Raw genomic sequence first — 25030 nt, forward strand, 5'->3', positions numbered from 1 at the left:
ACCTTTCCGAGTATGCAACCAGTCATGAATCCCAAATACCCAGGCCTCTCGGTGCGTGTCGCCGATGAGGGGTTTGCGGCTTATATCTGGGGCAGTGATTTCAGTTTTGAAGTCGCCGCCTATGGTGCCGCGCAAATCGGTAAGCCGGTGCTGCAGTGGCCGGTGACACCAATCACCCCGTATCGCAAGTGTTATGGCATCGATCCCGAGGAATTCAGCAGTTTTCGCGATGCCGCTGACAGCGAGATTTTCATGGCCTATCTGGATGACGAGCCGGTGGGTCATTTAGTGGTCAGTACCAACTGGAACGGCTTCGCCCATATCGATGAATTGGCGGTGCATGCGCCGGCGCGCCGTCATGGCGTGGCCAAGGCGCTGCTGGACGTGGCGCAGTTCTGGAGCCGCAAGAAAAAACTGCCGGGCATTATGCTGGAAACCCAGAACAACAACCTGGGGGCCTGCCGACTTTATGAGCGTTGCGGTTACACGGTCGGCGGGATCGATCATCTGCGCTACCGCGGGATCGATCCGAACACCGCTGAGGTGGCGCTGTTCTGGTATCGCCTGTTCGATAATCCGCTGGAAAACCCGCTCAGCTCGCCAACATCGCCACGGCTTGTTCCGTGACGATGTCCAGCAACGCCTGAACCGCCGAAGAGGGCTCGGCGGTCTTGAGGCTCAAGGCATACACGCTGATCGGCACGGCAGGCGCCAGGGGGCAGGTATCGAGCCCAGCCGATTTGGCGCCGAGGGCGGTGAATGGGTCGACGATTGCCAGGCCTTCACCGGCCTCGACCATGCTGCGCATCATTTGATGAGTCTGGACCCGGGTCTGGATGACCGGGGCAGGGCGCAGCGCATGCAGCTTGTTGTCCAGCGCCGGGCTTAACGGATCGTGACCTTCCAGGCCGACCATCGACTGGCCGGCCAGGTCCTGCAGCGAGATGTACTTCTGTTTCGGTTGCAGCCAGCCATGGGGCGCCAGCAGCTGGAGCTTGCCTTGAGCGATGACCTGGCAATGGATATCGGCGTGGTCCGGGTCATGCAGGCTCAGGCCCAAATCGCTTTCACGCAGCAGCAGGCTTCTGACAATCTCGCGGGTCGGCTGGCTCAGGAGGGTGCAAGGTGCGTCGGGGAGGCGTCGGCGCAGGGCCGCGATGCTGTGTGGCAACAGGTGTTGTGCCAACGGCGGGGTGCAGATGATTCGCAGGGGCGGGGCCAAATATTGCTTGAGGCTGCTGGCCAGTCGCTGGACCGGCTCGAGGGCTTCGTAGACGTGGGCGATCTCGACCTGCAACTCCCGCGCCTCGCGCGTGGCTTGCAGGCGACCGCGCACGCTGGCAAACAGCATGAAACCCATCTGATCCTCGGCATCACGCAGGGTGCGTTCAACCTCGGCCACCGGCAACTGCAGCCATTCGGCGGCGGTGCCCAGGTGACCGGTCTGCAGGAGCGCCTGGATCACTTCGATATGACGTAAACGCATGCGTGAAGTCCATGTTCAGCAGGTGAGGGAGTCAGTCACTGAATCCTAACTCAAGTGCGCGCATATGACTTCTGCTCATAACAGCGGGTTATGAGGCCACGTTCGTTTCAGGTTCGCGAGTGAGGGTGACGCCTGATTGCACCAGCACAAATTCGTTGTCGTCGAGTTTGTTGAGCCGGTCGCCAATGGCCAGCTTATAGGTGGTGACAGGCACCGAGCCGGCGAGGCCGTCGTGCGACGGGGTGGATTCCTGGAACTCATGCACGGAATAAACGCGGCCTTCCGCGTCTCTTGCATGGAACTGACCGACGAGTACTGCTGCCATCTGCTTAGAACCTCTGGAGATAAATCACTCAATTTGCGGTTCTGTAGACCGTGGTTGGGCGAGGTAAGTTTTCCTACAGGAAAAAAATAGTCAGGGGCGGCGTTTTTCCGTCGCCCACTGGTTGAATCGTCATTTGATCATCTATAACTAGAAGCTCTTCCCATCGGACAGTCGAGAATCTTCCATGAGCAACGTCTACGAGATCGCCGTTCTGGTCGGCAGCCTGAGAAAAGCGTCGATCAACCGTAAGGTCGCACTGGCGCTGGCCGAGCTGGCGCCTGCCAATCTGAAGCTGAACATCGTCGAAATCGGCGATTTGCCGCTCTACAACGAAGACATCGATGGCGAGTCACCGCCGGCAGCCTACAGCACTTTCCGACAACAGGTGAGCTCATCCGACGCGGTGCTGTTCGTAACCCCGGAATATAACCGTTCGGTGCCGGCGCCGTTGAAGAATGCGATCGACGTGGGTTCGCGCCCCTACGGCAAGAGCGCCTGGAACGGCAAGCCGGGTGCGGTGATCAGCGTTTCACCAGGCGCCGTCGGCGGATTTGGGGCCAACCACAATATTCGCCAGTCCATGGTGTTTCTCAATGTGCCGTGTATGCAACAGCCTGAAGCCTATCTGGGCGGCGCCGGTTCAGCATTCGACGAGGCGGGCAAGTTGTCGGAGTCGGTCAGGCCGTTCTTGCAGAAATTCATCGATGCGTATGCGCTGTGGGTTGAGCAGCATAAAAAGCAGTGACCCGTTTACGTGGCGCTGATTAATTCTTGTGGCCAGCCACAATTCCTGTGGGAGCGGGCTTGCTCGCGAAGACGGCAGCACAGTCAACATTGATATCGACTGACCCACCGCTTTCGCGAGCAAGCCCGCTCCCACATTGGATCTCCTTATGGCGAAGGTCCTTGTAGGAGCGAGGCTTGCCCGCGAAGACGCCCGTCCATTCACCACAAAAACTCAACCATTACCCGGCACATTCGGCCAAAGATCAGACACCAGAAACAGCCGCTCGGCTTCTTCCCAATCGCCTTCGCCGTTCTCTGTCAGCCGCACCATCAACTGCGCAGGTGCCAGCGGGTCCAGGTCGCTCAGCCATGCACTCAGCTGTTCAGCGTCCCAGGTCTGCTCTTCGGGATAATGGGCCGGCGCCAGCCAGGCATGGCGGGGCAGGGGTTGCCAGCGACCGGATGGGCGCTGCACGACAAAGTCCGCCCAGTCCTTCTGATGCAACCAGCTACCGCGCAAATGCTGAGGGTGCGCGCCACTGGGTGGCTCGGCTTGCCCCGGCCACGGATAGAGCAGATAACCGCCCAGCCACAGATGCGCACTGAACTGCTGGATATCCAGCGACGCCAGCACTGCACGGCTCTCCGCCCGCGCGGAAATCGGTAATTGATGCTGGCTCAGGTGCTTCAGTTTACGGTCGAGCCGATCATGACAACCCGGTCCGAGCCACTGCGCGGTGTCGTGGCCGTCACCGTTCTGTGGCCCAAGGTAGAGCTTGATCGCCAGTTCCAGGTGATGCACGCCATCGCGATCACGCAGCAGCATGTCCAGTTCACCCAAGGTGTGGCCTTCACGGCGGATCGGCATGTTGGCGGCAATCAGTTCGATACCCGGCGCGTGTCGCACGGCGTATTGCCACAGCCGCTCGTAGTACAGACCCAGGCGCCGGGTTCTGGCCTGGGCCAGCCAGTGCAGCAAGTCGTAGCTGTCGCGATCCAGTTGCCTGAGCCAGTGTTCCAGGCGCTCCGGTGCCTGCACCCAGTCGCTGCCCGCCAGCGGATGACGCTGTGGCCACGGGGTGACGCTGAGCATCGGCGGCGCGAGGATGACCCAAGCCAGGTCGCGCACTTCAGGGTGGCGCAACTGGTGAGGTAACTGGAGCAAATCTGGAAATAGGATCATCTTGCGAGCATAGCCTCTTCACTCGTGGCTGAAAGGGTTTTGTCTACGCCGCGCTTTCGCCCATAATCGTGTTTTTCGCCGCCGCAGACCTTAGGGGCTGTTGGCGTTTGGTGGCGAGCCGCGTTGCTGGGCCAACGGGTGCGAGGCAAGGCGCGGGATGCCGCCAATGGCTGTTCCCTTGGCAAATCCCGCAACGCAGCCTCGCGCACGTTGGCACGCAACGCGGCCGCCAGCGAACGCCAACATCCCCTAACTTAGGAGCCCCATGGAGCAATTTCGTAATATCGGCATCATCGGTCGCCTGGGCAGTTCTCAGGTGCTGGATACCGTCCGCCGACTGAAACGGTTTCTGCTCGATCGTCACCTGCACGTGATCCTCGAAGACACCATCGCCGAAGTCCTGCCGGGTCATGGCCTGCAAACTTCGTCGCGCAAGATGCTCGGTGAAGTGTGTGACATGGTGATTGTGGTCGGTGGTGACGGCAGCCTGCTGGGCGCCGCCCGTGCCTTGGCCAAGCACAATATTCCGGTGCTCGGCATCAACCGGGGCAGCCTGGGATTCCTGACCGATATTCGTCCCGATGAACTGGAAGTCAAGGTCGCCGAAGTGCTCGACGGCCACTACCTGGTGGAAAACCGCTTCCTGCTGCAAGCTGAAGTCCGTCGCCACGCCGAGGCCATCGGCCAGGGCGATGCGCTGAACGACGTGGTGCTGCACCCCGGCAAATCGACGCGGATGATCGAGTTCGAGTTGTACATCGACGGCCAGTTCGTCTGCAGCCAGAAGGCCGACGGCCTGATCGTCGCCACGCCGACCGGTTCGACCGCTTATGCACTGTCGGCGGGCGGCCCGATCATGCATCCCAAGCTCGACGCTATTGTGATTGTGCCGATGTACCCCCATACCTTGTCAGGCAGGCCGATCGTGGTCGATGGCAATAGTGAGCTGAAAATCGTCGTGTCCAAAGATATGCAGATTTACCCGCAAGTCTCCTGTGACGGGCAGAATCACTTCACCTGCGCGCCCGGTGACACCATCACCATCAGCAAGAAAGCGCAGAAACTGCGGCTGATTCATCCGCTGGACCACAACTACTATGAAGTCTGCCGGACCAAACTTGGCTGGGGCAGCAAGTTGGGTGGTGGAGGCGACTGATGCTCGATCCCGCGCGTAGCTACGACCTGATCGGTGACGTGCACGGTTGCGCTCTGACCCTTGAGCACTTGCTCGACCGGCTCGGTTACCACAAACAGGCTGGCGTCTGGCGGCATCCGTCGCGCATGGCGGTGTTCCTCGGCGACATCATCGACCGCGGCCCGCGGATTCGCGAGGCGCTGCACATCGTCCACGACATGGTCGAGGCCGGCCAGGCGCTGTGCATCATGGGCAACCATGAATTCAACGCCCTCGGCTGGAGCACGCCGGCGCCGCCGGGCAGTGGCCAGCAGTTCGTGCGTGAACATACGCCACGCCACGCGCGCCTGCTTCAGGAAACCCTGACCCAGTTCGAAGATCATCCCGCGGAATGGCATGACTTCCTGCAATGGTTCTATAAGCTGCCATTGTTCGTCGATGCCGGGCGTTTCCGCGTGGTGCATGCCTGTTGGGACGCCGGCCTGATCGAGCCGTTGCGCGGATTGTTCCCCGACGGTTGCATCGATGAGCACTTCCTCCAGGCCTCCGCGGTGCCAGGCAGTTTTGCCTGCACCGTGTTCGATCGCCTGTTGCGCGGCACCGACATGCGCTTGCCCCACGGGTTGACCATGACCAGCGGCGACGGCCTGACGCGCTCGTTTTTCCGCACCAAGTTCTGGGAAGACGACCCGCAAACCTACGGAGACATCGTGTTCCAGCCCGACGCCCTGCCTGAGCCGGTGGCCCGCACGCCGCTGTCGTCCAGCGAAAAAGACAACTTGCTGCGCTACGGCGTCGATGAGCCGCTGTTGTTCGTCGGTCACTACTGGCGCAGCGGCAAACCGGCGCCGATCCGCCCGAACCTGGCGTGTCTGGATTACAGTGCGGTGCTCTACGGCAAACTGGTCGCTTATCGTCTGGATCAGGAAACCCGTCTCGACCCGCATAAATTTGTCTGGGTCGATGTCGAGCGCCCGGAGGTGTTGCGATGACGGCGGTGGCGGTATTGCGTCTGCCTCTGGCGGTGGATTTGAGCGGGTTCGTCAAACTGCTGCAGCGCATGCAAGTGCCCCATCGGGTCAGCGAAGAGGCGGGCGAGCAAGTGCTGTGGGTGCCGGCCAACATCAGCGAAGATGTGCGCTCATTGTACGAACGCTTTCCGGCGGGCGACCCCGATCAGCAACTGGATATCCCGATCACGCAGACGCGGCAGCGTCCAGGCTTCGTCGAGCAATTGCGCCACAGCAAGGCTACGGCGTTGGTGCTGCTGTTGACCCTGATCGTCGCGATGGTGACGCTGCTTGGCGAGAATCTCGAAACGATACGCTGGCTGACGTTCCTCGATTTCCGCGTGGTCGGCGAGTACATCCATTTCACGCCATTGGTCGACAGCTTGGCGGCGGGGCAGTGGTGGCGTCTGGTGACGCCGATGCTGATCCACTTCGGCATCCTGCACCTGGCCATGAACGGCATGTGGTACTGGGAACTGGGGCGGCGTATCGAGTCGCGTCAGGGCAGCATCAACCTGATCGGCCTGACGCTGCTGTTCAGCCTGGTGTCCAACTATACCCAATACCTTTTCAGCGGCCCGAGCCTGTTTGGCGGGTTGTCCGGGGTGCTGTACGGCCTGCTCGGGCATTGCTGGATCTTCCAGGTCCTGTCGCCGAATCCGGCGTATCGCCTGCCTCGAGGGGTGTTGGTGATGATGCTGGTGTGGTTGCTGGTGTGTCTGTCGGGGCTGGTCTCGATGATCGGCTTCGGCCAGATTGCCAACGCGGCCCACGTCAGCGGGTTACTCATCGGATGCTTCACCGGTTTGTTGGGCGGTTTGTACAACCGCCGTAAACTGACCTCCAAATAAGCTATGTGATTAAAGAGCGCGGAGCCCTTGATGTCCTCTTTTAACGAAATGATCAAAAACATCACCCCGGATATCTACCAGAGCCTGAAACTGGCGGTGGAAATCGGCAAATGGTCCGACGGTGGCAAACTCACCGCCGAGCAGCGTGAACTGTCCCTGCAAGCGATGATCGCCTGGGAAATCCAGAACCTGCCCGAGGAAGAGCGCACCGGCTACATGGGCCCGCAGGAATGCGAGTCGAAGTCGATCGAAGTGCCAAACATTCTGTTCAAATCGGATGCCATCCATTGATCGAGATTGGCCGTGGTGCAATCAGCAAAATGTCGGCGCGCCTTGACGGGCCGAACGTTCAGTACGCTTTTCGTCTGGGCGACGCCGAGGTACCGGTCAATCCGTTGATCGGCACCACGGTGCGCCTGGAATACCTGGGGGCGATCCACTGCACCCATTGCGGACGCAAGACCAAAACCAGTTTCAGCCAGGGTTACTGCTACCCGTGCATGACCAAACTGGCGCAGTGCGACCTCTGCATCATGAGCCCGGAACGTTGCCACTACGACGCTGGCACCTGCCGCGATCCGGAGTGGGGCGAAAAATTCTGCATGACCGATCATGTGGTGTATCTGGCCAATTCGTCGGGGATCAAAGTCGGCATAACCCGTGCTACGCAGCTGCCCACTCGTTGGCTCGATCAGGGCGCCAGCCAGGCATTGCCGATCATGCGCGTCGCGACCCGCCAGCAGTCGGGCTTCGTCGAAGACCTGTTCCGCAGCCAGGTAGCCGACAAGACCAACTGGCGTGCTTTACTCAAGGGCGATGCCGTATCTGTGGACCTGGCGCAGGTTCGCGATCAGCTGTTTGAAAGTTGTGCGCAAGGTTTGCAAGGTTTGCAGGAACGATTTGGCCTACAAGCAATCCAGACCATTACCGATGTCGAACCGCTCGAGATCCGCTATCCGGTCGAGCAATACCCGGCCAAGATTGTCAGCTTCAACCTGGACAAGAACCCGATTGCCGAAGGCACGCTGCTGGGGATCAAGGGCCAGTACCTGATTTTCGACACCGGCGTGATCAATATTCGTAAATACACGGCCTACCAGCTCGCCGTGCATCAGTAAGGATTCCAGTATGCGCACCGAACAACCGAAGATGATCTACCTGAAGGACTATCAGGCACCTGAGTACCTGATCGACGAGACGCACCTGACCTTCGAGTTGTTCGAGGACCACAGCCTGGTCCATGCGCAACTGGTGATGCGCCGCAATCCTGAACGTGGCCCGGGCCTGCCGCCGCTGGTGCTGGACGGTCAGCAACTCGAGCTGCTGTCGGTGACATTGGCCGACCGTGAGCTGAGCGCCGCCGACTACCAGTTGACCGAGAATCACCTGACCCTGCAACCAACGGGTACAAGCTTCACGGTCGACACCAGCGTCAAGATCCACCCGGAAACCAACACGGCCCTGGAAGGCCTGTACAAATCCGGCACCATGTTCTGCACCCAGTGTGAAGCCGAAGGTTTCCGCAAGATCACCTATTACCTCGACCGCCCGGACGTGATGAGCACGTTCACCACCACGGTGGTTGCTGAGCAGCACAGCTATCCGGTGCTGCTGTCCAACGGCAACCCGATTGCCTCAGGTCCTGGCGAAGACGGCCGGCACTGGGCAACCTGGGAAGACCCGTTCAAGAAACCGGCTTACCTGTTTGCGCTGGTGGCCGGTGACCTGTGGTGCGTCGAAGACACCTTCACCACCATGACCGAGCGCTCCGTGGCGCTGCGCATCTATGTCGAGCCGGAAAACATCGACAAGTGCCAGCACGCCATGAACAGCCTGAAGAAGTCGATGCGCTGGGACGAAGAGGTTTACGGTCGCGAGTACGACCTGGACATCTTCATGATCGTCGCGGTCAACGACTTCAACATGGGCGCCATGGAGAACAAGGGCCTCAACATCTTCAACTCCAGCGCCGTGCTGGCCCGCGCCGAAACCGCTACCGACGCCGCGCACCAGCGTGTGGAAGCGATCGTTGCCCACGAATACTTCCACAACTGGTCGGGCAACCGCGTGACCTGCCGCGACTGGTTCCAGTTGTCGCTCAAGGAAGGCTTCACCGTGTTCCGCGATTCCGGCTTCTCCGCCGACATGAACTCGGCGACGGTCAAACGCATCCAGGACGTTGCTTACCTGCGCACCCACCAGTTCGCCGAAGACGCCGGCCCGATGGCTCACGCCGTGCGCCCGGACAGCTTCATCGAGATTTCCAACTTCTACACCCTGACCGTGTACGAAAAGGGTTCGGAAGTGGTCGGCATGATCCACACCTTGCTTGGCGCCGAAGGCTTCCGCAAAGGTAGCGACCTGTACTTCGAACGCCATGACGGCCAGGCCGTGACCTGCGACGACTTCATCAAGGCCATGGAAGACGCCAACGGCGTTGACCTGACTCAATTCAAACGCTGGTACAGCCAGGCCGGCACACCGCGTTTGGCGGTGAGCGAGTCTTACGACACCGCTGCGAAAACCTACAGCCTGACCTTCCGCCAGAGCTGCCCGGAAACCCCGGACAAGGTGGAAAAACTGCCGTTCGTGATTCCGGTGGAACTGGGTCTGCTGGACAGCAAGGGTGGTGAGATTGCCCTGCGTCTTTCCGGTGAAACCAGTGCTCAAGGCACTTCGCGGGTTATTTCGGTGACTGAAGCCGAGCAAACCTTCACCTTCGTCGATATTGCTGAAAAGCCGCTGCCTTCGTTGCTGCGCGGCTTCTCGGCGCCAGTGAAACTGAGCTTCCCGTACGACCGCGATCAGCTGATGTTCCTGATGCAGCACGACAGCGACGGTTTCAACCGCTGGGATGCCGGTCAGCAATTGTCGGTGCAAGTGCTGCAAGAGTTGATCGAACAGCAACAGAAGGGCGAAACGCTGGTGCTGGATCAGCGTTTGGTTTCAGCACTGCGTACTGTGCTGTCCGACGATACGCTGGATCAGGCCATGGTCGCCGAAATGCTTTCGTTGCCGGGCGAGGCGTATCTGACCGAGATCAGTGAAGTGGCTGACGTAGACGCCATTCACACGGCCCGCGAGTTTGCCCGTAAGCAATTGGCTGAAGGTTTGTTCGAGGCATTGTGGCTGCGTTATCAGGCCAATCGCGATCTCTCGAAGAAAACACCGTATGTGGCCGAAGCCGAGCATTTCGCCCGCCGCGCGCTGCAAAACATTGCGCTGTCGTACCTGATGCTCAGCGGCAAGCCGGAAGTGTTGGCGGCAACCCTTGAACAGTTCGACACCAGCGACAACATGACCGAGCGTCTGACGGCGTTGGCGGTGGTGGTGAATTCGCCGTTCGAAGAGCAGAAAGCCACGGCGTTGGCGACCTTCGCCGAGCACTTCAAGGACAATCCGCTGGTCATGGATCAGTGGTTCAGCGTTCAGGCCGGCAGCACATTGCCGGGTGGTCTGGAACGGGTCAAAGCCTTGATGCAACACCCGGCGTTCACCATCAAGAACCCGAACAAGGTGCGGGCACTGATCGGCGCGTTTGCCGGGCAGAACCTGATCAACTTCCACGCCGCCGATGGTTCCGGATATCGGTTCCTGGCGGATCTGGTGATCGAGCTGAACGGGTTTAACCCGCAGATCGCCTCTCGCCAACTGGCGCCGCTGACTCGCTGGCGCAAATACGACAGCGCTCGTCAGGCGTTGATGAAAGGCGAACTGGAGCGGATTCGCGCTTCGGGGCAACTGTCCAGCGATGTGTTTGAAGTGGTCAGCAAAAGCCTGGCCTGAGTTTGGCCTTGCTCCCTCAGGGTTCACTTGGACCCTGTGGGAGCGGGCTTGCTCGCGAAGGCGGCCTGATAGCCGACCTGTTTCTTGCAGATGCACACCGATCAAATTGTGGGAGCTGGCTTGCCTGCGATGGCGGCCTGATAGCCGACCGGGATTTTTGATGGTGTACATATCCGTTTCTGCGGTAACGGCTGCTAATGGTTTCGCCCTTACGGCGAGGCACTTTTGGCAAACGCCCCAAAAGTACCCAAAAGGTCTCGCCCCAAGCGTACGGCCCCTCGCTAAGGCTCGGCGTTCCTTCGCTCCGGTATCCATCTGGGGGCATAGCCCTACGGTCTGCTTCGCTACGACCTACATGCGATGGATTCGACTGCGTCGAACGGCGCTGCGCGCCAATCCCCAGATGAACACCTCCACTCAGCCTCCCGAAGGGGCGGGTAGATCAAGATCCAAAGCCAAAGCAAAATCAAAAGATCGCAGCCTTCGGCAGCTCCTACGGGAAAAATGCGCACGCGCTTCCAATCAGGCCGGCCGGTAGGCCGCCTCGCTTTTGCTGTTGCGGTACTCGCCCCCTCGAGAGACCGGAGCGAGGGCATGCCGAGCCTGGGCGAGGCACCGAACGACAGGGGCAAAAGCGCTTTGGTTACTTTCGCGCTTTTCGAAAGTGACTCGCTGTAAAAGCGAAACCAATAGCCGCCGTGACCGCAGAAACGGATATGTACCCCAAACCCCAATCACCCCTCCGAATACCCCCTCATTCACCTACAACCCATCTCCCTCCAGTTAACAAAACATAACGTGGCGTCGATTGTCAGACCTTTCCAAACCCCGATAGGATAAGCCAGCTTCCGAAGGGGCTCTGGATTGCGGGTTTCAGGACTATGCTCCTGAATAGGTCAATCCCGATGCGCATCCCTTACGGCGCCCTGAAGGGTTGAACGACCTAACAATAATAATGTGAGGGAAGGTCTATGAGTGAGCCTGTCATGGGTGTGAGTATTGGCCGCCCGCCGGCGTTACGCAGGTTCGCGTTGCTGGCTACAGCGCTCTCGCTGTTGGGCTGTACCGTGCTGTCGGCGCCTGCGCTGGCCGCTGCCGCGTCGGCCGCCGATGTGGTTTATTCCGTTGAATCCGCCAAGGCCAGCAAAGGCCTGATGCTCGATGTCGTACACGCCGGCAAACGCCTGGTGGCGGTCGGCGATCGCGGGCACATTCTGTATTCCGATGACCAGGGCGTGACCTGGACCCAGGCCAAGGTGCCAACCCGGCAACTGCTGACGGCGGTGTTTTTTGTCGATGACAAACACGGCTGGGCCGTTGGCCATGACGCACAGATCCTCGCCAGCGAAGACGGCGGCATCACCTGGACCAAACAATTCGAAGACCTGACACGTGAATCGCCGCTGCTCGACGTCTGGTTCAAGGACGTTAACAGCGGCTTTGCCGTGGGCGCTTACGGTGCCTTGCTGGAAACCACCGATGGCGGTAAAAACTGGGAAAACGTCAGCGATCGCCTCGACAACGAAGACCAGTACCACCTCAATGCCATTGCAGCGGTCAAGGATTCCGGCATTTTCATCGTCGGCGAACAGGGCAGCATGTTCCGCTCCGCCGATGATGGGCAGACCTGGGAAAGGCTTGAAGGCCCTTATGAAGGCTCGCTGTTCGGTGTGATTGGCACTGCGCAACCGGCCACGCTGCTGGCCTATGGGTTGCGCGGCAATCTCTACCGTTCCACGGATTTCGGCAGCACTTGGGAGCAGGTCGAACTCAAGGCTACACGCGGTGCACTGGAGTTCGGTCTGTCCGGCGCTACATTGCTCGATGACGGTTCCATCGTGATCGTCGGCAATGGCGGCAGCGTGATTCGCAGCACCGACGACGGCGAAACCTTCAGCGTGTTCAATCGTCCGGATCGCATCTCCGTCTCGGCGGTGACTGCGGCAGGCAACGGTAATCTGATTCTGGCTGGACAGGGTGGCGTTCGCGTCACTTCGCCCACCGGCGCAGAGAATGGAAAAAACGGGTCGTCCAAATGAGCCGGGCAAATAATAAGAAGGCGGGTCTATGACATCCTTAAGCACTCCTCATCAGGACAAGGCGACGTTTCTTGAACGCCTGATTTTCAACAACCGCCCGGCAGTCATCGTCATCTGCCTGCTGGTCAGTATTTTCCTGTTCTGGCAGGCCACGTTGATCCGGCCGTCCACCAGTTTCGAAAAAATGATCCCGCTCGAGCATCCGTTCATTGAAAAAATGATGGAGCACCGCAACGATCTGGCGAACCTGGGCAACACGGTGCGGATTTCCGTGGAAGCCACCGATGGCGACATCTTCTCCAAGGAATACATGGAGACCCTGCGTCAGATCAACGACGAGGTGTTCTACATTTCCGGCGTCGACCGTTCCGGCCTCAAGTCGTTGTGGAGCCCGAGCGTGCGCTGGACCGAGGTGACGGAGGAGGGCTTCGCCGGTGGTGAAGTGATTCCCCAGAGCTATAACGGCTCCCAGCAAAGCCTCGACCTGTTGCGTAACAACGTGCTCAAGTCCGGGCAAGTCGGGCGCCTGGTGGCCAACGACTTCAAGTCGAGCATCGTCGATATCCCGCTGCTGGAGTCCTACCCGGACCCGCAGGATCAGGGCAAGTTGCTGGCGCTGGACTACCGCAAGTTCTCTCACGAACTCGAAGACAAGATCCGCAACAAGTTCGAAGCCCAAAACCCCAACGTGAAGATCCACATTGTCGGGTTCGCCAAGAAAGTCGGCGACCTGATCGATGGGTTGGTCATGGTGGTGATGTTCTTCGGCGTCGCTTTCGTCATTACCCTGATCCTGCTGTACTGGTTCACCCACTGCATGCGCAGCACCGTGGCGGTGTTGAGTACCACGTTGGTGGCGGTGGTCTGGCAGCTGGGTTTGATGCACTTCTTCGGCTTCGGGCTTGACCCGTACTCGATGCTGGTGCCGTTCCTGATCTTCGCCATCGGGATTTCCCACGGCGTGCAGAAAATCAACGGCATCGCCTTGCAGTCCAGCGAGGCGGAGAACGCGCTGACAGCGGCACGTCGCACTTTCCGTCAGCTGTTTCTGCCGGGGATGATCGCGATCCTCGCGGATGCGGTGGGCTTCATCACGCTGTTGATCATCGACATTGGCGTGATTCGTGAACTGGCCATCGGCGCCTCCATCGGCGTGGCGGTGATCGTGTTCACCAACCTGATTCTGCTGCCGGTGGCGATTTCCTACGTCGGTATCAGCAAACGCGCGGTCGAACGCAGCAAGAAAGACGCGCACCGCGAGCATCCTTTCTGGCGTCTGCTGTCGAACTTTGCCAGCCCGAAAGTCGCACCGATTTCCATTGCCCTGGCGCTGATCGCTTTCGGTGGTGGCCTCTGGTACAGCCAGAACCTGAAAATCGGCGACCTCGACCAGGGCGCGCCGGAACTGCGTCCGGACTCGCGTTACAACAAGGACAACAGCTTCATCATCAATAACTACTCCACCAGTTCCGATGTATTGGTGGTGATGGTCAAGACCAAGTCCGAAGGTTGCTCGCGCTATGAAGCCATGGCGCCGATCGACGAGCTGATGTGGAAAATGCAGAACACCGAGGGCGTGCAGTCGGCGATCTCGCTGGTGACCGTGTCCAAGCAGATGATCAAGGGCATGAACGAGGGCAACCTGAAATGGGAAACCCTGTCGCGCAACCCGGACGTGCTGAACAACTCCATCGCCCGTGCCGATGGCCTGTACAACAACAATTGCTCTCTGGCACCGGTGTTGGTGTTCCTCAATGACCACAAGGCCGAAACCCTGGATCGCGCCGTGCATGCGGTGCAGGACTTCGCCAAAGAGAACAACAAGGAAGGCCTGGAATTCATCCTTGCCGCCGGTAATGCCGGGATCGAAGCGGCCACCAACGAGGTGATCAAACGCTCCGAACTGACCATTCTGATTCTGGTGTACATCTGTGTCGCGACCATGTGCATGATCACCTTCCGTTCCTGGGCGGCGACCTTGTGCATCGTGCTGCCGCTGGTGCTGACCTCGGTCCTCGGCAACGCATTGATGGCATTCATGGGCATCGGCGTGAAAGTGGCGACCTTGCCGGTGGTAGCGCTCGGAGTGGGGATTGGCGTGGATTACGGGATCTACATCTACAGCCGTCTGGAAAGCTTCCTGCGTGCCGGTCTGCCGCTGCAAGAGGCGTACTACCAGACGCTGAAGTCCACCGGTAAAGCCGTGTTGTTCACCGGTCTGTGCCTGGCGATCGGCGTGTGCACCTGGATCTTCTCGGCGATCAAGTTCCAGGCTGACATGGGCCTGATGCTGACCTTCATGCTGCTCTGGAACATGTTCGGCGCCTTGTGGCTGCTGCCAGCGCTGGCACGGTTCCTGATCAAGCCGGAGAAACTGGCAGGGCAGAAGGGCAACTCGCTGTTTGCTCACTGACCGGTTGCTGAAACTAAAAAGCCGCAACCAAGGTTGCGGCTTTTTTATATCTCAAGTTCACACCAGCCCCTGTGGGAGCGGGCTTGCCCGCGATGACGGCTTAACATTCAACATTTGTATCGACTGACACTGCGCAATCGCGGGCAAGCCCGCTCCCACAGGGTTCAGTGGTGGTTATGAGGGATCAGTTCCCAACACCACATTCAGCGCACTACGCGCATCATCCAGCTGCACCAGCGTCGCATGCCGCGCGCCCAGCGCATCACGATTCTCGATAGCGGTCAGGATCGCCTTGTGCCGTGGCATCGCCAATTCATGCAGGTTCGGCCGTTGGTTGGAGTGCTTCAAGGCTTCGGCAATCGCCACCGACAACATGTTGCACAGGTTCGCCAGCAAGTCGTTATGCGTCGCGTCGGCGATGCGGCTGTGGAAATCCAGGTCCGGCTGCAACAAGGCTTCCGGGGTTGGCGCCGCTTCCATGCGTTGGTAGGCCTCACCGATAGAGGCGATGTCTTCGTCGGTGGCGAACTGCGCGGCCAACGCGGCGGCGGCCGGTTCGATGATGCTGCGCACGCTGGTCAGCAGATCAAAGAATTCATTTTGCGGGCTGCTTTGCATCAGCCAATGCAGCACGTCCGGGTCAAGCATGTGCCATTCCTTGCGCTGCTTGACCACCGTGCCGACCCGCGGACGGGAATACACCAGGCCCTTGGCGACCAGCACCCGGGTGGCTTCGCGTAGCACCGGCCGGCTGACCGCGTATTCCTCGCACAGCAGGGCTTCGGCGGGCAGTTTGTCGTCCGGTTTGAACCGTCCCGAGACGATCTGCATGCCCAGTTCCTGGACGATGCGCGAGTGCATGCTTTTGCGGTCGGAGGGTTTGCGGTAATCCATGGGGAACGGCGCGATCCTGTGCGATGGGGTGCCGCGCATGATAGCAGGCGCGGCGAGGACGGTCGCCAGAGCAAGCACAGTCCTGAACCATATGGGGATTAAATGTGGGAGCGGGCTTGCTCGCGAAGGCGGACTATCAGTCAACATCAATGTTGAATGTGATGGCCTCTTCGCGAGCAAGCCCGCTCCCACATTAGGTTGATGATGTCAGTGAGAGTGACGCGGTACCTCGGATCCTCGGCACCCGACCAGGAAATCGAAGTCGCAACCCTGATCCGCTTGCAGCACATGGTCGATGTACAACTGACGATAACCGCCCACGATCAATTGCTGTGGTGGCTGCAAATCCGCCATGCGCGCCGCCAGCTCTGCATCCGGAATATCCAGGTGCAAACGCCCGTTGGCGCAATCAAGCTCGATCCAGTCGCCTTCCTTCACTGTCGCCAAAGGCCCGCCAGCCGCCGCTTCCGGTGCCACATGCAGAACTACCGTGCCGTACGCGGTGCCGCTCATGCGTGCGTCGGAAATCCGCACCATGTCGGTCACGCCCTGGGCCAGCAGCTTGGCCGGTAATCCCATGTTGCCGACTTCGGCCATGCCCGGATAACCCTTCGGACCACAGTTTTTCATCACCAGAATCGAATTGGCATCCACGTCCAGTTCCGGATCGTTGATCCGCGCCTTGTACATGTCGAAGTTCTCGAACACCACCGCACGGCCACGGTGTTGCATCAATTCGGCACTCGCGGCGGAGGGCTTGAGCACCGCACCGAGTGGCGCCAGGTTGCCGCGCAACACGCAGATGCCGCCGTCGGCACGGATCGGGTTGTCGAGGGTGCGGATCACTTCGTCCTGGCCGTAGATCGGCGCGTCCTTGGTGTTTTCGCCGATGGTTTTGCCATTGACGGTGAGGGCATTCGGGTTCGGAATCAGGTTGGCTTCGCCGAGGCGACGCAGCACTGCGGGCAAGCCGCCGGCGTAGTAGAACTCTTCCATCAGGAAGCGCCCGGAGGGTTGCAGGTCGACGATGGTCGGCATGCCGCGACCGATGCGGGTCCAGTCATCCAGGTCCAGCTCGACGCCGATGCGCCCGGCGATGGCTTTCAAGTGGATCACCGCGTTGGTCGAACCGCCGATGGCGGCGTTCACCCGGATGGCGTTCTCGAAGGCTTCCTTGGTGAGGATCTTCGACAGTTTCAAATCTTCGCGCACCATCTCCACCGCGCGCATACCGGACATGTGTGCCAACACATAACGGCGTGCGTCGACCGCCGGAATCGCCGCGTTGTGGGGCAGGGAAGTGCCCAGTGCTTCGGCCATGCAGGCCATGGTCGAGGCGGTGCCCATGGTGTTGCAGGTACCGGCCGAGCGCGACATGCCGCCCTCGGCCGCGAGGAAATCATCGATGGTGATGGTGCCCGCCTTGACCTGTTCGCTGAGCTGCCAGACCACCGTGCCCGAGCCGATGTCCTGGCCCTTGTGCTTGCCGTTGAGCATCGGGCCACCGGTGACGACGATCGCCGGCACGTCGCAACTGGCCGCGCCCATCAGCAACGCTGGGGTGGTTTTGTCGCAGCCGGTAAGCAGTACCACGCCATCGATCGGGTTACCGCGAATCGCTTCCTCGACGTCCATGCTCGCCAGGTTGCGGGTGAGCATCGCGGTGGGGCGCAGGTTCGACTCTCCGTTGGAGAACACCGGGAATTCCACTGGAAAGCCGCCGGCTTCGATCACCCCGCGCTTGACGTGCTCGGCGATCTGCCGGAAATGCGCGTTGCACGGGGTCAGTTCCGACCAGGTGTTGCAGATGCCGATGATCGGCTTGCCGTGGAACTGATGGTCGGCGATGCCCTGATTCTTCATCCAGCTGCGGTACATGAAGCCGTTCTTGTCGGCGGTGCCAAACCATTGGGCGGAGCGCAGGGTGGGTTTCTTATCAGACATGATCGGTTCTCTTATTGTATGACTATATAGTTCGAGCTACGGCGTAACATAAGCGCAATTTCGGCCGTTTGGAAGTGTTGTTGGTTAAATAGTATTACTATATAGTCGTTTTCAACGGAGGGATGGCCCTGGCGGTTTTCTGCGAGAGGCGTCCCCCGAGGTTCTATAACAACAACAATCGGAGACCGAACTCATGAGCCAGGAACTGCGGCTTATTCGTCGCATCACGCTGAAACTGATTCCCTTCCTGATCCTGCTGTACCTGATCGCCTATGTGGATCGCTCCGCGGTCGGTTTCGCCAAGCTGCACATGGGCGCCGACATCGGCCTGGGTGACGCGGCTTATGGCTTGGGGGCCGGGCTGTTCTTCATTGGCTATTTCCTGCTGGAAATCCCCAGCAACCTGATGCTCGACCGCTTCGGCGCCCGGCGCTGGTTCGCGCGGATCATGCTCACATGGGGCGCCATCACCATCGGCATGGCGTTCGTCCAGGGACCGAACAGCTTCTATGTGATGCGCTTTCTGCTCGGCGCGGCCGAAGCCGGGTTCTTCCCGGGCGTTCTGTACTACATCACCCAATGGTTCCCGATCCGCCATCGCGGCAAGATCCTCGGGTTGTTCATCCTTTCCCAACCCATCGCGATGATGATCACCGGCCCGGTGTCCGGCGGCTTGCTGGGCATGGACGGGATTCTTGGGCTGCACGGTTGGCAGTGGTTGTTCATCGTCATCGGTACGCCTGCGATCCTGCTGACCTGGCCAGTGCTGCGTTACCTCCCGGACGGCCCGCAACAGGTGAAATGGATGGATCAGTCTGAGAAAGACTGGCTGACCGGCGAGCTGAAAAAGGACCTGGAGGTGTACGGCCAGACCCGCCACGGCAATCCACTGCACGCGCTGAAGGACAAACGCGTGTTGCTGCTGGCGCTGTTCTATCTGCCGGTGACCCTGAGCATCTACGGTCTCGGTTTGTGGTTGCCGACGTTGATCAAGCAGTTCGGTGGCACTGATCTGGTGACCGGTTTCGTGTCATCGGTGCCGTACATCTTCGGGATCATCGGTTTGCTGATTATTCCGCGCAGTTCTGATCGCTTGAATGATCGCTATGGCCATTTGGCGGTGCTGTATGTGTTGGGTGCCATCGGTCTGTTCCTCAGCGCCTGGCTGACGGTGCCGGTGCTGCAATTGGCGGCGCTGTGCCTGGTGGCGTTCGCGCTGTTTTCCTGCACAGCGGTGTTCTGGACCTTGCCGGGTCGCTTCTTCGCCGGCGCCAGTGCGGCGGCGGGGATCGCGTTGATCAACTCGGTGGGCAACCTTGGTGGCTACATCGGCCCGTTCGTGATTGGTGCGTTGAAGGAATACACCGGCAATCTGGCGTCGGGGTTGTACTTCCTGTCCTGCGTGATGGTGTTCGGCCTGGTGCTGACGGGTGTGGTTTATCGGCTGCTGGAGCGTAAGCACGTGCTGCCGGTCGATGAGTTTGCGGCCAGTGCGCGTGGAGCTACCCGTATCTGAGGTCAACACAATTCAAATGTGGGAGCGGGCTTGCTCGCGAAGGCGTCGTGTCAGTCACCAGTGATGTTGAATGTGATGGCCTCTTCGCGAGCAAGCCCGCTCCCACATGGGTTCTGCGGTGTTTTGAAGAATTGTTTTACAGGAGAAAATCATGCGTTTAGTTCAGTTCGAATTGAGTAACGGCGAACGCCGCGTCGGCGTGGTCGAGGACGGCCTGGTGCGCGAAGTGCGGGATGCGCGCTCGGTGCGGGATCTGGCGCTGGCGGCGATCGAGGCGGGCGTCAATCTTGAGCAACAGGTTCAAACCCTGGGGCTGGGAATCAGCCACGACTATTCAGCGCTGCTGGCCAATCTGCAAATCCTCCCACCGCTGGATCACCCGGACCCGGCGCATATGCTGATCAGCGGCACCGGTCTGACTCATTTGGGCAGCGCTTCGGCCCGGGACAAAATGCATCAGCAGGCCGGCGACGAAACCGCCATGACCGACACCATGCGCATCTTCAAGTGGGGCGTGGAGGGCGGTAAACCCGCGACCGGCCAAGCTGGCGTGCAACCGGAGTGGTTCTACAAGGGCGACGGCAGCATCGTTGTGCGACCGGGCAAACCGTTCCCGCTGCCGCCGTTTGCCGAAGATGCCGGGGAGGAACCCGAGCTCAGCGGTCTCTATGTAATCGGCCACGACGGAAAACCATATCGCCTCGGTTTCGCGGTGGGCAACGAGTTCTCCGATCATGTGATGGAGCGCAAGAATTACCTCTACCTGGCCCATTCGAAATTGCGCAGTTGCAGCTATGGTCCGGAGCTTCGGGTCGGCGAACTGCCTCAGCATCTGGCCGGCACCAGTCGCATTCTGCGCGATGGTGAAGTGCTGTGGCAGAACGAATTCCTCAGTGGCGAAGCGAACATGTGCCACAGCCTGGAAAACCTCGAATACCACCATTTCAAATACAGCCAGTTCCTGCGCCCCGGCGACGTGCACATTCACTTCTTCGGCACCGCGACCCTGTCCTTCGCCGATGGCATTCGCACCCAACCGGGTGACGTGTTCGAGATCAGTCAGGCCGAGTTCGGCGCGTCGTTGATCAACGGCATAGAGCCCGTTGAGGCGGCGTTTGAACCTGGCACCGTCGGCACACTTTAAGGAGGCACCCATGACCCGGATTCTTGGTCACAACTACATTGGCGGTCAGCGCAGCGCTACCGGCACCGTCAAACTCCAGAGCGTCGATGCCAGCACTGGCGAGGCTTTGCCCCACGATTTCTATCAGGCCACCCTTGAAGAAGTTGACGCCGCCGCGAAGGCTGCCGCCGCTGCTTACCCAACCTATCGCAGCCTGAGCGCCGAACGACGTGCGCAATTCCTCGATGCGATTGCCGATGAGCTGGACGCGTTGGGCGATGATTTTGTCGCCGTGGTCTGCCGCGAAACCGCGTTGCCAGCCGGCCGTATTCAAGGTGAGCGTGGGCGCACCAGTGGCCAGATGCGTCTGTTCGCCAAGGTGCTGCGGCGCGGTGATTTCTATGGGGCGCGGATTGATCGTGCGCTGCCAGAACGTACGCCTTTGCCGCGTCCGGACCTGCGTCAGTACCGCATCGGCCTAGGGCCGGTCGCCGTGTTTGGCGCGAGTAACTTTCCGCTGGCGTTTTCCACGGCGGGCGGCGACACCGCTTCGGCATTGGCCGCCGGCTGCCCGGTGGTGTTCAAGGCCCACAGTGGCCATATGGCAACCGCTGAATGGGTGGCCGACGCCGTGATCCGCGCCGCCGAGAAAACCGCCATGCCCGCCGGTGTGTTCAACATGATCTACGGCGGCGGGGTGGGTGAAGCGCTGGTCAAGCACCCGGCGATTCAGGCAGTCGGTTTTACCGGCTCACTGAAGGGTGGCCGTGCGCTGTGCGACATGGCCGCGACACGTGCGCAGCCGATTCCGGTGTTTGCCGAGATGTCGAGCATCAACCCGGTGATCGTGCTGCCTCAAGCGCTGGAAGCTCGAGCTGAAAGTGTCGCCCGTGACCTCACGGCGTCGGTGGTCCAGGGTTGTGGTCAGTTCTGTACCAATCCGGGGTTGGTGATCGGCATTCGTTCGCCGCAGTTCAGCGCGTTCGTGCAGCAGGTGGCGGGCCTGATTGGCGACCAACCGGCGCAAACCATGCTCAATGCCGGTACGTTGGGCGGCTATGACAAAGGCCTGCAGAAGCTCCTCGCGCATCCGAAAATCGAGCACTTGGCTGGTAACCCGCAACAAGGCAATCAGGCGCAACCGCAGCTGTTCAAGGCCAATGTCAGCCTGTTGCTCGATGGCGATGAAGTGCTGCAAGAGGAAGTGTTTGGGCCGACCACGGTGTTCGTCGAAGTGGTGGATCAGGCGCAACTCAGTGCTGCGTTGAACGGCTTGCATGGGCAACTGACGGCGACCCTTATTGGTGAGCCGGCGGACTTCGAACAGTTCGGCGAGCTGACACCATTGTTGGAACAGAAGGTCGGGCGGATCCTGCTCAACGGCTATCCGACCGGCGTGGAAGTCTGTGACTCGATGGTTCATGGCGGGCCGTATCCGGCGACTTCCGATGCGCGAGGCACGTCGGTGGGGACCCTGGCCATCGACCGTTTCCTGCGCCCGGTGTGCTTCCAGAACTACCCCGACAGCCTGCTGCCGGAAGCACTGAAAAATGGCAATCCGCTGCGCATCCAGCGCCTGGTCGATGGCAAGCCATCGCGCGAAGCTCTCTAACGGTTGAACGCAGTCCCTGTGGGAGCGGACTGTGGCGAGGGGGCTTGCCCCCGTTTGAGTGCGTAGCACTCACAAAATCTTTGGTACATCAGAGATTTTGGGGCTGCTTTGCAGCCCAACGGGGGCAAGCCCCCTCGCCACAGTCCGCTTCCACATTGAGCTATCATTGCTTTTTTCCATTCAAAGATTGACTGCCATGACTGCCGTAAACGACACCTTGATCAACGCCCTCGAACACTGCGACATGCTGGAGATCGACGGGCTGCACGCGTTCGACTTCTCCCTCGATGAAGACGATAACCTGCACATCGAATGCATGGACGGTCGGGCGCTCAAGCGCTGGGAGTTCAGCGTGGCTCAGATCGCGGCGGCAACGTTTGATCCCGACTTGAAGAGCTGGATCATTACCGGCGACTCCGGCGAGCACCGGTTGGTGCCCATGGAAGCGTTCGGCGGTGGTGACGACGAGGACGAAACGAATGAGGATGCGTAACCTCTGGCCACTGTTGATGGCTGGCAGTGTCGGCGCGATGGGCGTGCAGGCGGCCCCGGCCGACAGTTACGAACTGCTGGTGGGCTCGTACACCGCCGGCCAGAGCCAGGGTATTTATCGTCTGAGTTTCGACAGCCGCACCGGGCAGATCGAGGCCAAACCCCTGCAAGTGGTGAAGAGCGCCAACCCGTCCTGGCTGGCCGTGTCCAAGGATCAACAGCGCCTGTTCGCGGTCAACGAAAACGGTCCCGGTCAGGCCGATCCGGTAGGGCGTGTAAGTAGTTATGCGATTGATCCCAAGACCCACGAGTTGAGCCTGATCAGTCAGGCGCAAACCCTGGGCAACGAACCGACGCACTCGAGCGTCAGCGGTGATGCCAGTCACGTGTTTATCAGCAACTACTCGGTGGCTGAAGATCCGGGCGGCACCATGGCGGTGTTACCAGTGGGCACCGATGGCAAGCTGAAACCCGTCGTGCAGATGAGCAGTCATCCGTCCAGCCGGGTCAACCCTGAGCGGCAGAAGTCGGCGCACGTGCATTCGGTGGTTTCATCGCCGGATGGTCACTACGTGTTTTCCAACGATTTGGGGGCGGACAAGATTTTCATCTATCGCTTCGATCCCAAGGCCAATCCGGAACTGCCGCTGACCGCCGCTAAACCCGCGTCCGTTCAGTTGCCACCCGGCAGCGGGCCGCGACACTTGTTGTTCAGCGCCGATGGCAAACACGCCTGGCTGACCATGGAAATGAGCGCGCAGGTCGCAGTGTTCGATTACCGCGACGGCAAGCTTGAGCAAACGCAGTTGGTCGATCTGGCGGCGGGTCTGCCGACATCGGGCAAGGCTGCGGCTGCGCTTCACGCCTCGGCCGACGGCAAGTTCCTTTACGTCAGCAACCGTGGCACCACCAATCAGTTGCTGGTGTTCGCCATTGACCCGGCGACCGGTCATCTCAAGGAGCTTCAGCGCCGCTCCGTGGACGGTGATCACCCGCGTGAGTTCAGCCTCGATCCGAGTGGCAAGTTTGTGCTGATTGCCAACCAGAAGAGCAACCAGATTGTCGTCGTCGAGCGCGATGCCAAGACTGGGCTGTTGGGTAAAACCGTGCAGAAACTGCCGATGGATGCCCCCAGCGATCTCAAGTTCCTGGTGCGTCAATAGGCCGCAGGCCCCGGTTGATGGGGCCTGCAACCTTCTATTAATGAGACTGATATCGGCTAATGCTACAAAGCATTTCAAGGCGCCGACCCTCGGGAGTTAAGTTTGCTTCACGGCCCCACCGGGCAAGCAAGCCAACTGAATCGAGGACTACCGCCATGAACTTCAATCTCTTTTCCGTCATCGCCGCTTCCGCCATCTCTGCCACTGTTGCATTGCCAGCCAGCGCCAACGTTGAAATCAGCGACAAAAAATCCCACGCCCAAAGCTATACCCAGAAATACCTGCAACAGAGCGCCAACTTCTACGCCGCGCTGGATCACAAAACCCAATACTGAAACTTTCGTGCTGCTGGCTCTCGAGTAGGAGCTGCCGCAGGCTGCGATCTTTTGATTTTAAAAGTCAAAAGATCGCAGCCTGCGGCAGCTTCTACATGGAGATCATCAAATTGATATCAATCTTGCGCTTGATATCACATGGCCATGAGTTTAAATTTGACGCTGATTTTTTGACTCCTTCCCCAATAAGGATCGACAGCATGGCGATGCGTCTGGCAGTGGTTCTCCTGTTTCTCTATTCCACCCCGATTCTGTCGGCTGCCCAGCCCGTTCCCAATGAGCCGGATGCGGCCCGCGAGCGCTTGATGAGCTTTATCGAGGACTGAAACACGCTGGTTCATGATCAATAAAACTGATAGCTACTATGCATAAAGGTCGCTAGTTATCTTCTGTTTTTTGATCGATTCTGTGGGCACTGAAATATGCCCACGGAGAACACCATGGCCAGCGCAATCATCACTTCTGCCAAATACGGCGCCTACCTGGCCATCGGTCTTTACGTGGCCATGGTGTTGGTCGTCAGCCTTTCGGCTCAATCGCAACAAAGCCTTCAAGCACCAATCCAGGTCGCTTATCCCGCCATTCAATTCGAACACCGTGCTCAAAACGTTATGGTCGATCATGCCGACGTGGCGGGAGTGGTGGGGGCATGAAAGGACGCAAACTCTGGGTCATCGCCTTCCTGGCGTTCATGACCAATGGCGCTTCTTTATTGGGGATCGGGCAGGGCTCGGCGGGGTCGGTGGCGCGGGCCATCGAATGCAACCACAACATCGCCCACAACATTCAGACGGCCAAGGCCTGGGGATTGCTGGTGGGCAATCCGCCGATCAAGCCCAATGGCGAATTCTTCGGGCCATTCCAGGTGGATTGCTCGGCGTTGGGGATGTGTTCGGTGTTGACGTGAATCCCCCCGTAGGAGCTGCCGAAGGCTGCGATCTTTTGATCTTGAAAAATCAAAATCAAAAGATCGCAGCCTTCGGCAGCTCCTACGGGG

At 59.7% G+C, this 25030-nt stretch carries 24 protein-coding genes; 19 read left to right on the plus strand and 5 right to left on the minus strand.

Annotated elements, in window-relative coordinates; genetic code table 11:
* Window positions 1-12: 12 nt before the first annotated feature.
* Entirely contained in the window at window positions 13-627 is a 615-nt protein-coding gene (locus F6R97_RS28925) for a GNAT family N-acetyltransferase (protein WP_038984099.1), read from the plus strand.
* Here the strand turns inward: F6R97_RS28925 and F6R97_RS28930 are convergent.
* Together F6R97_RS28930 and F6R97_RS28935 are read right to left on the minus strand one after the other, a co-directional pair.
* The gene (locus tag F6R97_RS28930; RefSeq protein WP_315867521.1) at window positions 593-1486 is read right to left on the minus strand and encodes a LysR family transcriptional regulator; all 894 of its coding nucleotides are present in this window, start codon (window positions 1484-1486) and stop codon (window positions 593-595) included. The genes F6R97_RS28925 and F6R97_RS28930 overlap by 35 nt on opposite strands.
* Window positions 1487-1574: 88 nt before the next feature.
* Entirely contained in the window at window positions 1575-1811 is a 237-nt protein-coding gene (locus F6R97_RS28935) for a hypothetical protein (RefSeq protein ID WP_052964268.1), read from the minus strand.
* 184 nt (window positions 1812-1995) lie between these two features.
* Between F6R97_RS28935 and F6R97_RS28940 the strand changes: the two genes are divergently transcribed.
* Entirely contained in the window at window positions 1996-2556 is a 561-nt protein-coding gene (locus tag F6R97_RS28940; protein WP_038984096.1) for an NADPH-dependent FMN reductase, read from the plus strand.
* A gap of 213 nt (window positions 2557-2769) precedes the next feature.
* Here F6R97_RS28940 and F6R97_RS28945 read toward each other — a convergent pair whose 3' ends face one another.
* On the minus strand, window positions 2770-3720 hold the full coding sequence (locus tag F6R97_RS28945; RefSeq protein WP_315867522.1) for a DUF1853 family protein: 951 nt from the start codon (window positions 3718-3720) through the stop codon (window positions 2770-2772).
* A gap of 265 nt (window positions 3721-3985) precedes the next feature.
* Between F6R97_RS28945 and F6R97_RS28950 the strand changes: the two genes are divergently transcribed.
* The 8 genes from F6R97_RS28950 (at window position 3986) to F6R97_RS28985 (ending at window position 14954) form a co-directional block, all read left to right on the plus strand.
* Window positions 3986-4876: an NAD(+) kinase gene (locus F6R97_RS28950; protein ID WP_030130396.1), complete on the plus strand. Its 891-nt coding sequence runs from the start codon at window positions 3986-3988 to the stop codon at window positions 4874-4876.
* On the plus strand, window positions 4873-5847 hold the full coding sequence (locus tag F6R97_RS28955; RefSeq protein ID WP_173667547.1) for a metallophosphoesterase: 975 nt from the start codon (window positions 4873-4875) through the stop codon (window positions 5845-5847). Before F6R97_RS28950 ends, F6R97_RS28955 begins: the two co-directional genes overlap by 4 nt.
* Entirely contained in the window at window positions 5844-6716 is an 873-nt protein-coding gene (locus F6R97_RS28960) for a rhomboid family intramembrane serine protease (protein WP_315867523.1), read from the plus strand. The genes F6R97_RS28955 and F6R97_RS28960 overlap by 4 nt, the downstream gene beginning before the upstream one ends.
* Window positions 6717-6746: 30 nt before the next feature.
* Entirely contained in the window at window positions 6747-7007 is a 261-nt protein-coding gene (locus tag F6R97_RS28965) for a YeaC family protein (RefSeq protein WP_038984092.1), read from the plus strand.
* Window positions 7004-7834, plus strand: a complete 831-nt coding sequence (locus F6R97_RS28970; protein WP_315867524.1) for a DUF2797 domain-containing protein — start codon at window positions 7004-7006, stop codon at window positions 7832-7834. Before F6R97_RS28965 ends, F6R97_RS28970 begins: the two co-directional genes overlap by 4 nt.
* 10 nt (window positions 7835-7844) lie before the next feature.
* Window positions 7845-10502, plus strand: coding sequence for an aminopeptidase N (gene pepN, locus F6R97_RS28975; RefSeq protein WP_315867525.1), 2658 nt, complete (start codon window positions 7845-7847; stop codon window positions 10500-10502).
* Window positions 10503-11473: 971 nt separating this feature from the next.
* Window positions 11474-12541 carry a WD40/YVTN/BNR-like repeat-containing protein gene (locus F6R97_RS28980; RefSeq protein WP_038984089.1) on the plus strand — a complete coding sequence of 356 codons (1068 nt, stop codon included), beginning with the start codon at window positions 11474-11476 and terminating at the stop codon, window positions 12539-12541.
* Window positions 12542-12569: 28 nt separating this feature from the next.
* Entirely contained in the window at window positions 12570-14954 is a 2385-nt protein-coding gene (locus tag F6R97_RS28985) for an efflux RND transporter permease subunit (protein WP_305421540.1), read from the plus strand.
* Between the two features lie 174 nt (window positions 14955-15128).
* Here the strand turns inward: F6R97_RS28985 and F6R97_RS28990 are convergent, their stop codons facing one another.
* The gene (locus tag F6R97_RS28990; RefSeq protein ID WP_032835696.1) at window positions 15129-15848 is read right to left on the minus strand and encodes a FadR/GntR family transcriptional regulator; all 720 of its coding nucleotides are present in this window, start codon (window positions 15846-15848) and stop codon (window positions 15129-15131) included.
* A gap of 207 nt (window positions 15849-16055) precedes the next feature.
* Complete coding sequence (locus F6R97_RS28995; RefSeq protein WP_038984086.1) at window positions 16056-17792, minus strand: IlvD/Edd family dehydratase; 1737 nt, start codon at window positions 17790-17792, stop codon at window positions 16056-16058.
* Window positions 17793-17985: 193 nt separating this feature from the next.
* Between F6R97_RS28995 and F6R97_RS29000 the strand changes: the two genes are divergently transcribed.
* The 9 genes from F6R97_RS29000 (at window position 17986) to F6R97_RS29040 (ending at window position 24940) form a co-directional block, all read left to right on the plus strand.
* A complete protein-coding gene (locus F6R97_RS29000) occupies window positions 17986-19308 on the plus strand; it encodes an MFS transporter (protein ID WP_315867526.1) in 1323 nt (440 codons plus the stop codon).
* A gap of 151 nt (window positions 19309-19459) precedes the next feature.
* The gene (gene araD1, locus F6R97_RS29005; RefSeq protein ID WP_315867527.1) at window positions 19460-20452 is read left to right on the plus strand and encodes an AraD1 family protein; all 993 of its coding nucleotides are present in this window, start codon (window positions 19460-19462) and stop codon (window positions 20450-20452) included.
* A 10-nt stretch (window positions 20453-20462) separates the two neighbouring features.
* On the plus strand, window positions 20463-22043 hold the full coding sequence (locus F6R97_RS29010) for an aldehyde dehydrogenase (NADP(+)) (RefSeq protein ID WP_315867528.1): 1581 nt from the start codon (window positions 20463-20465) through the stop codon (window positions 22041-22043).
* A 196-nt stretch (window positions 22044-22239) separates the two neighbouring features.
* On the plus strand, window positions 22240-22536 hold the full coding sequence (locus F6R97_RS29015; RefSeq protein WP_038984082.1) for a DUF5629 family protein: 297 nt from the start codon (window positions 22240-22242) through the stop codon (window positions 22534-22536).
* Window positions 22529-23698 (plus strand): lactonase family protein, encoded by a 1170-nt coding sequence (locus F6R97_RS29020; RefSeq protein WP_050682953.1) that lies wholly within the window; start codon window positions 22529-22531, stop codon window positions 23696-23698. Before F6R97_RS29015 ends, F6R97_RS29020 begins: the two co-directional genes overlap by 8 nt.
* Before the next feature lie 155 nt (window positions 23699-23853).
* On the plus strand, window positions 23854-24033 hold the full coding sequence (locus F6R97_RS29025) for a hypothetical protein (RefSeq protein ID WP_315867529.1): 180 nt from the start codon (window positions 23854-23856) through the stop codon (window positions 24031-24033).
* Between the two features lie 200 nt (window positions 24034-24233).
* Window positions 24234-24359 (plus strand): hypothetical protein, encoded by a 126-nt coding sequence (locus F6R97_RS29030; RefSeq protein ID WP_007901166.1) that lies wholly within the window; start codon window positions 24234-24236, stop codon window positions 24357-24359.
* Between the two features lie 114 nt (window positions 24360-24473).
* On the plus strand, window positions 24474-24686 hold the full coding sequence (locus F6R97_RS29035) for a hypothetical protein (protein ID WP_038984079.1): 213 nt from the start codon (window positions 24474-24476) through the stop codon (window positions 24684-24686).
* A complete protein-coding gene (locus tag F6R97_RS29040; protein WP_038984078.1) occupies window positions 24683-24940 on the plus strand; it encodes a hypothetical protein in 258 nt (85 codons plus the stop codon). Before F6R97_RS29035 ends, F6R97_RS29040 begins: the two co-directional genes overlap by 4 nt.
* The last annotated feature ends 90 nt before the right edge of the window (window positions 24941-25030 follow it).

Source organism: Pseudomonas sp. JV414 (genome assembly GCF_032424305.1).
GTDB lineage: Bacteria > Pseudomonadota > Gammaproteobacteria > Pseudomonadales > Pseudomonadaceae > Aquipseudomonas > Aquipseudomonas lini.

Bases quoted from the DNA above. Each gene is read 5' to 3' on its own strand.
- F6R97_RS29010 (WP_315867528.1), top strand. From the start codon at position 20,463: ATGACCCGGATTCTTGGTCACAACTACATTGGCGGTCAGCGCAGCGCT.
- F6R97_RS29015 (WP_038984082.1), top strand. From the start codon at position 22,240: ATGACTGCCGTAAACGACACCTTGATCAACGCCCTCGAACACTGCGAC.
- F6R97_RS28980 (WP_038984089.1), top strand. From the start codon at position 11,474: ATGAGTGAGCCTGTCATGGGTGTGAGTATTGGCCGCCCGCCGGCGTTA.
- araD1 (WP_315867527.1), top strand. From the start codon at position 19,460: ATGCGTTTAGTTCAGTTCGAATTGAGTAACGGCGAACGCCGCGTCGGC.
- F6R97_RS28930 (WP_315867521.1), bottom strand. From the start codon at position 1,486: ATGCGTTTACGTCATATCGAAGTGATCCAGGCGCTCCTGCAGACCGGT.
- F6R97_RS29025 (WP_315867529.1), top strand. From the start codon at position 23,854: ATGAACTTCAATCTCTTTTCCGTCATCGCCGCTTCCGCCATCTCTGCC.
- F6R97_RS28945 (WP_315867522.1), bottom strand. From the start codon at position 3,720: ATGATCCTATTTCCAGATTTGCTCCAGTTACCTCACCAGTTGCGCCAC.
- F6R97_RS28950 (WP_030130396.1), top strand. From the start codon at position 3,986: ATGGAGCAATTTCGTAATATCGGCATCATCGGTCGCCTGGGCAGTTCT.
- F6R97_RS28965 (WP_038984092.1), top strand. From the start codon at position 6,747: ATGTCCTCTTTTAACGAAATGATCAAAAACATCACCCCGGATATCTAC.
- F6R97_RS28925 (WP_038984099.1), top strand. From the start codon at position 13: ATGCAACCAGTCATGAATCCCAAATACCCAGGCCTCTCGGTGCGTGTC.
- F6R97_RS29000 (WP_315867526.1), top strand. From the start codon at position 17,986: ATGAGCCAGGAACTGCGGCTTATTCGTCGCATCACGCTGAAACTGATT.
- F6R97_RS28985 (WP_305421540.1), top strand. From the start codon at position 12,570: ATGACATCCTTAAGCACTCCTCATCAGGACAAGGCGACGTTTCTTGAA.
- F6R97_RS28940 (WP_038984096.1), top strand. From the start codon at position 1,996: ATGAGCAACGTCTACGAGATCGCCGTTCTGGTCGGCAGCCTGAGAAAA.
- F6R97_RS28995 (WP_038984086.1), bottom strand. From the start codon at position 17,792: ATGTCTGATAAGAAACCCACCCTGCGCTCCGCCCAATGGTTTGGCACC.
- F6R97_RS29040 (WP_038984078.1), top strand. From the start codon at position 24,683: ATGAAAGGACGCAAACTCTGGGTCATCGCCTTCCTGGCGTTCATGACC.
- F6R97_RS28935 (WP_052964268.1), bottom strand. From the start codon at position 1,811: ATGGCAGCAGTACTCGTCGGTCAGTTCCATGCAAGAGACGCGGAAGGC.
- F6R97_RS29035 (WP_038984079.1), top strand. From the start codon at position 24,474: ATGGCCAGCGCAATCATCACTTCTGCCAAATACGGCGCCTACCTGGCC.
- pepN (WP_315867525.1), top strand. From the start codon at position 7,845: ATGCGCACCGAACAACCGAAGATGATCTACCTGAAGGACTATCAGGCA.
- F6R97_RS28960 (WP_315867523.1), top strand. From the start codon at position 5,844: ATGACGGCGGTGGCGGTATTGCGTCTGCCTCTGGCGGTGGATTTGAGC.
- F6R97_RS28990 (WP_032835696.1), bottom strand. From the start codon at position 15,848: ATGGATTACCGCAAACCCTCCGACCGCAAAAGCATGCACTCGCGCATC.
- F6R97_RS29030 (WP_007901166.1), top strand. From the start codon at position 24,234: ATGGCGATGCGTCTGGCAGTGGTTCTCCTGTTTCTCTATTCCACCCCG.
- F6R97_RS29020 (WP_050682953.1), top strand. From the start codon at position 22,529: ATGCGTAACCTCTGGCCACTGTTGATGGCTGGCAGTGTCGGCGCGATG.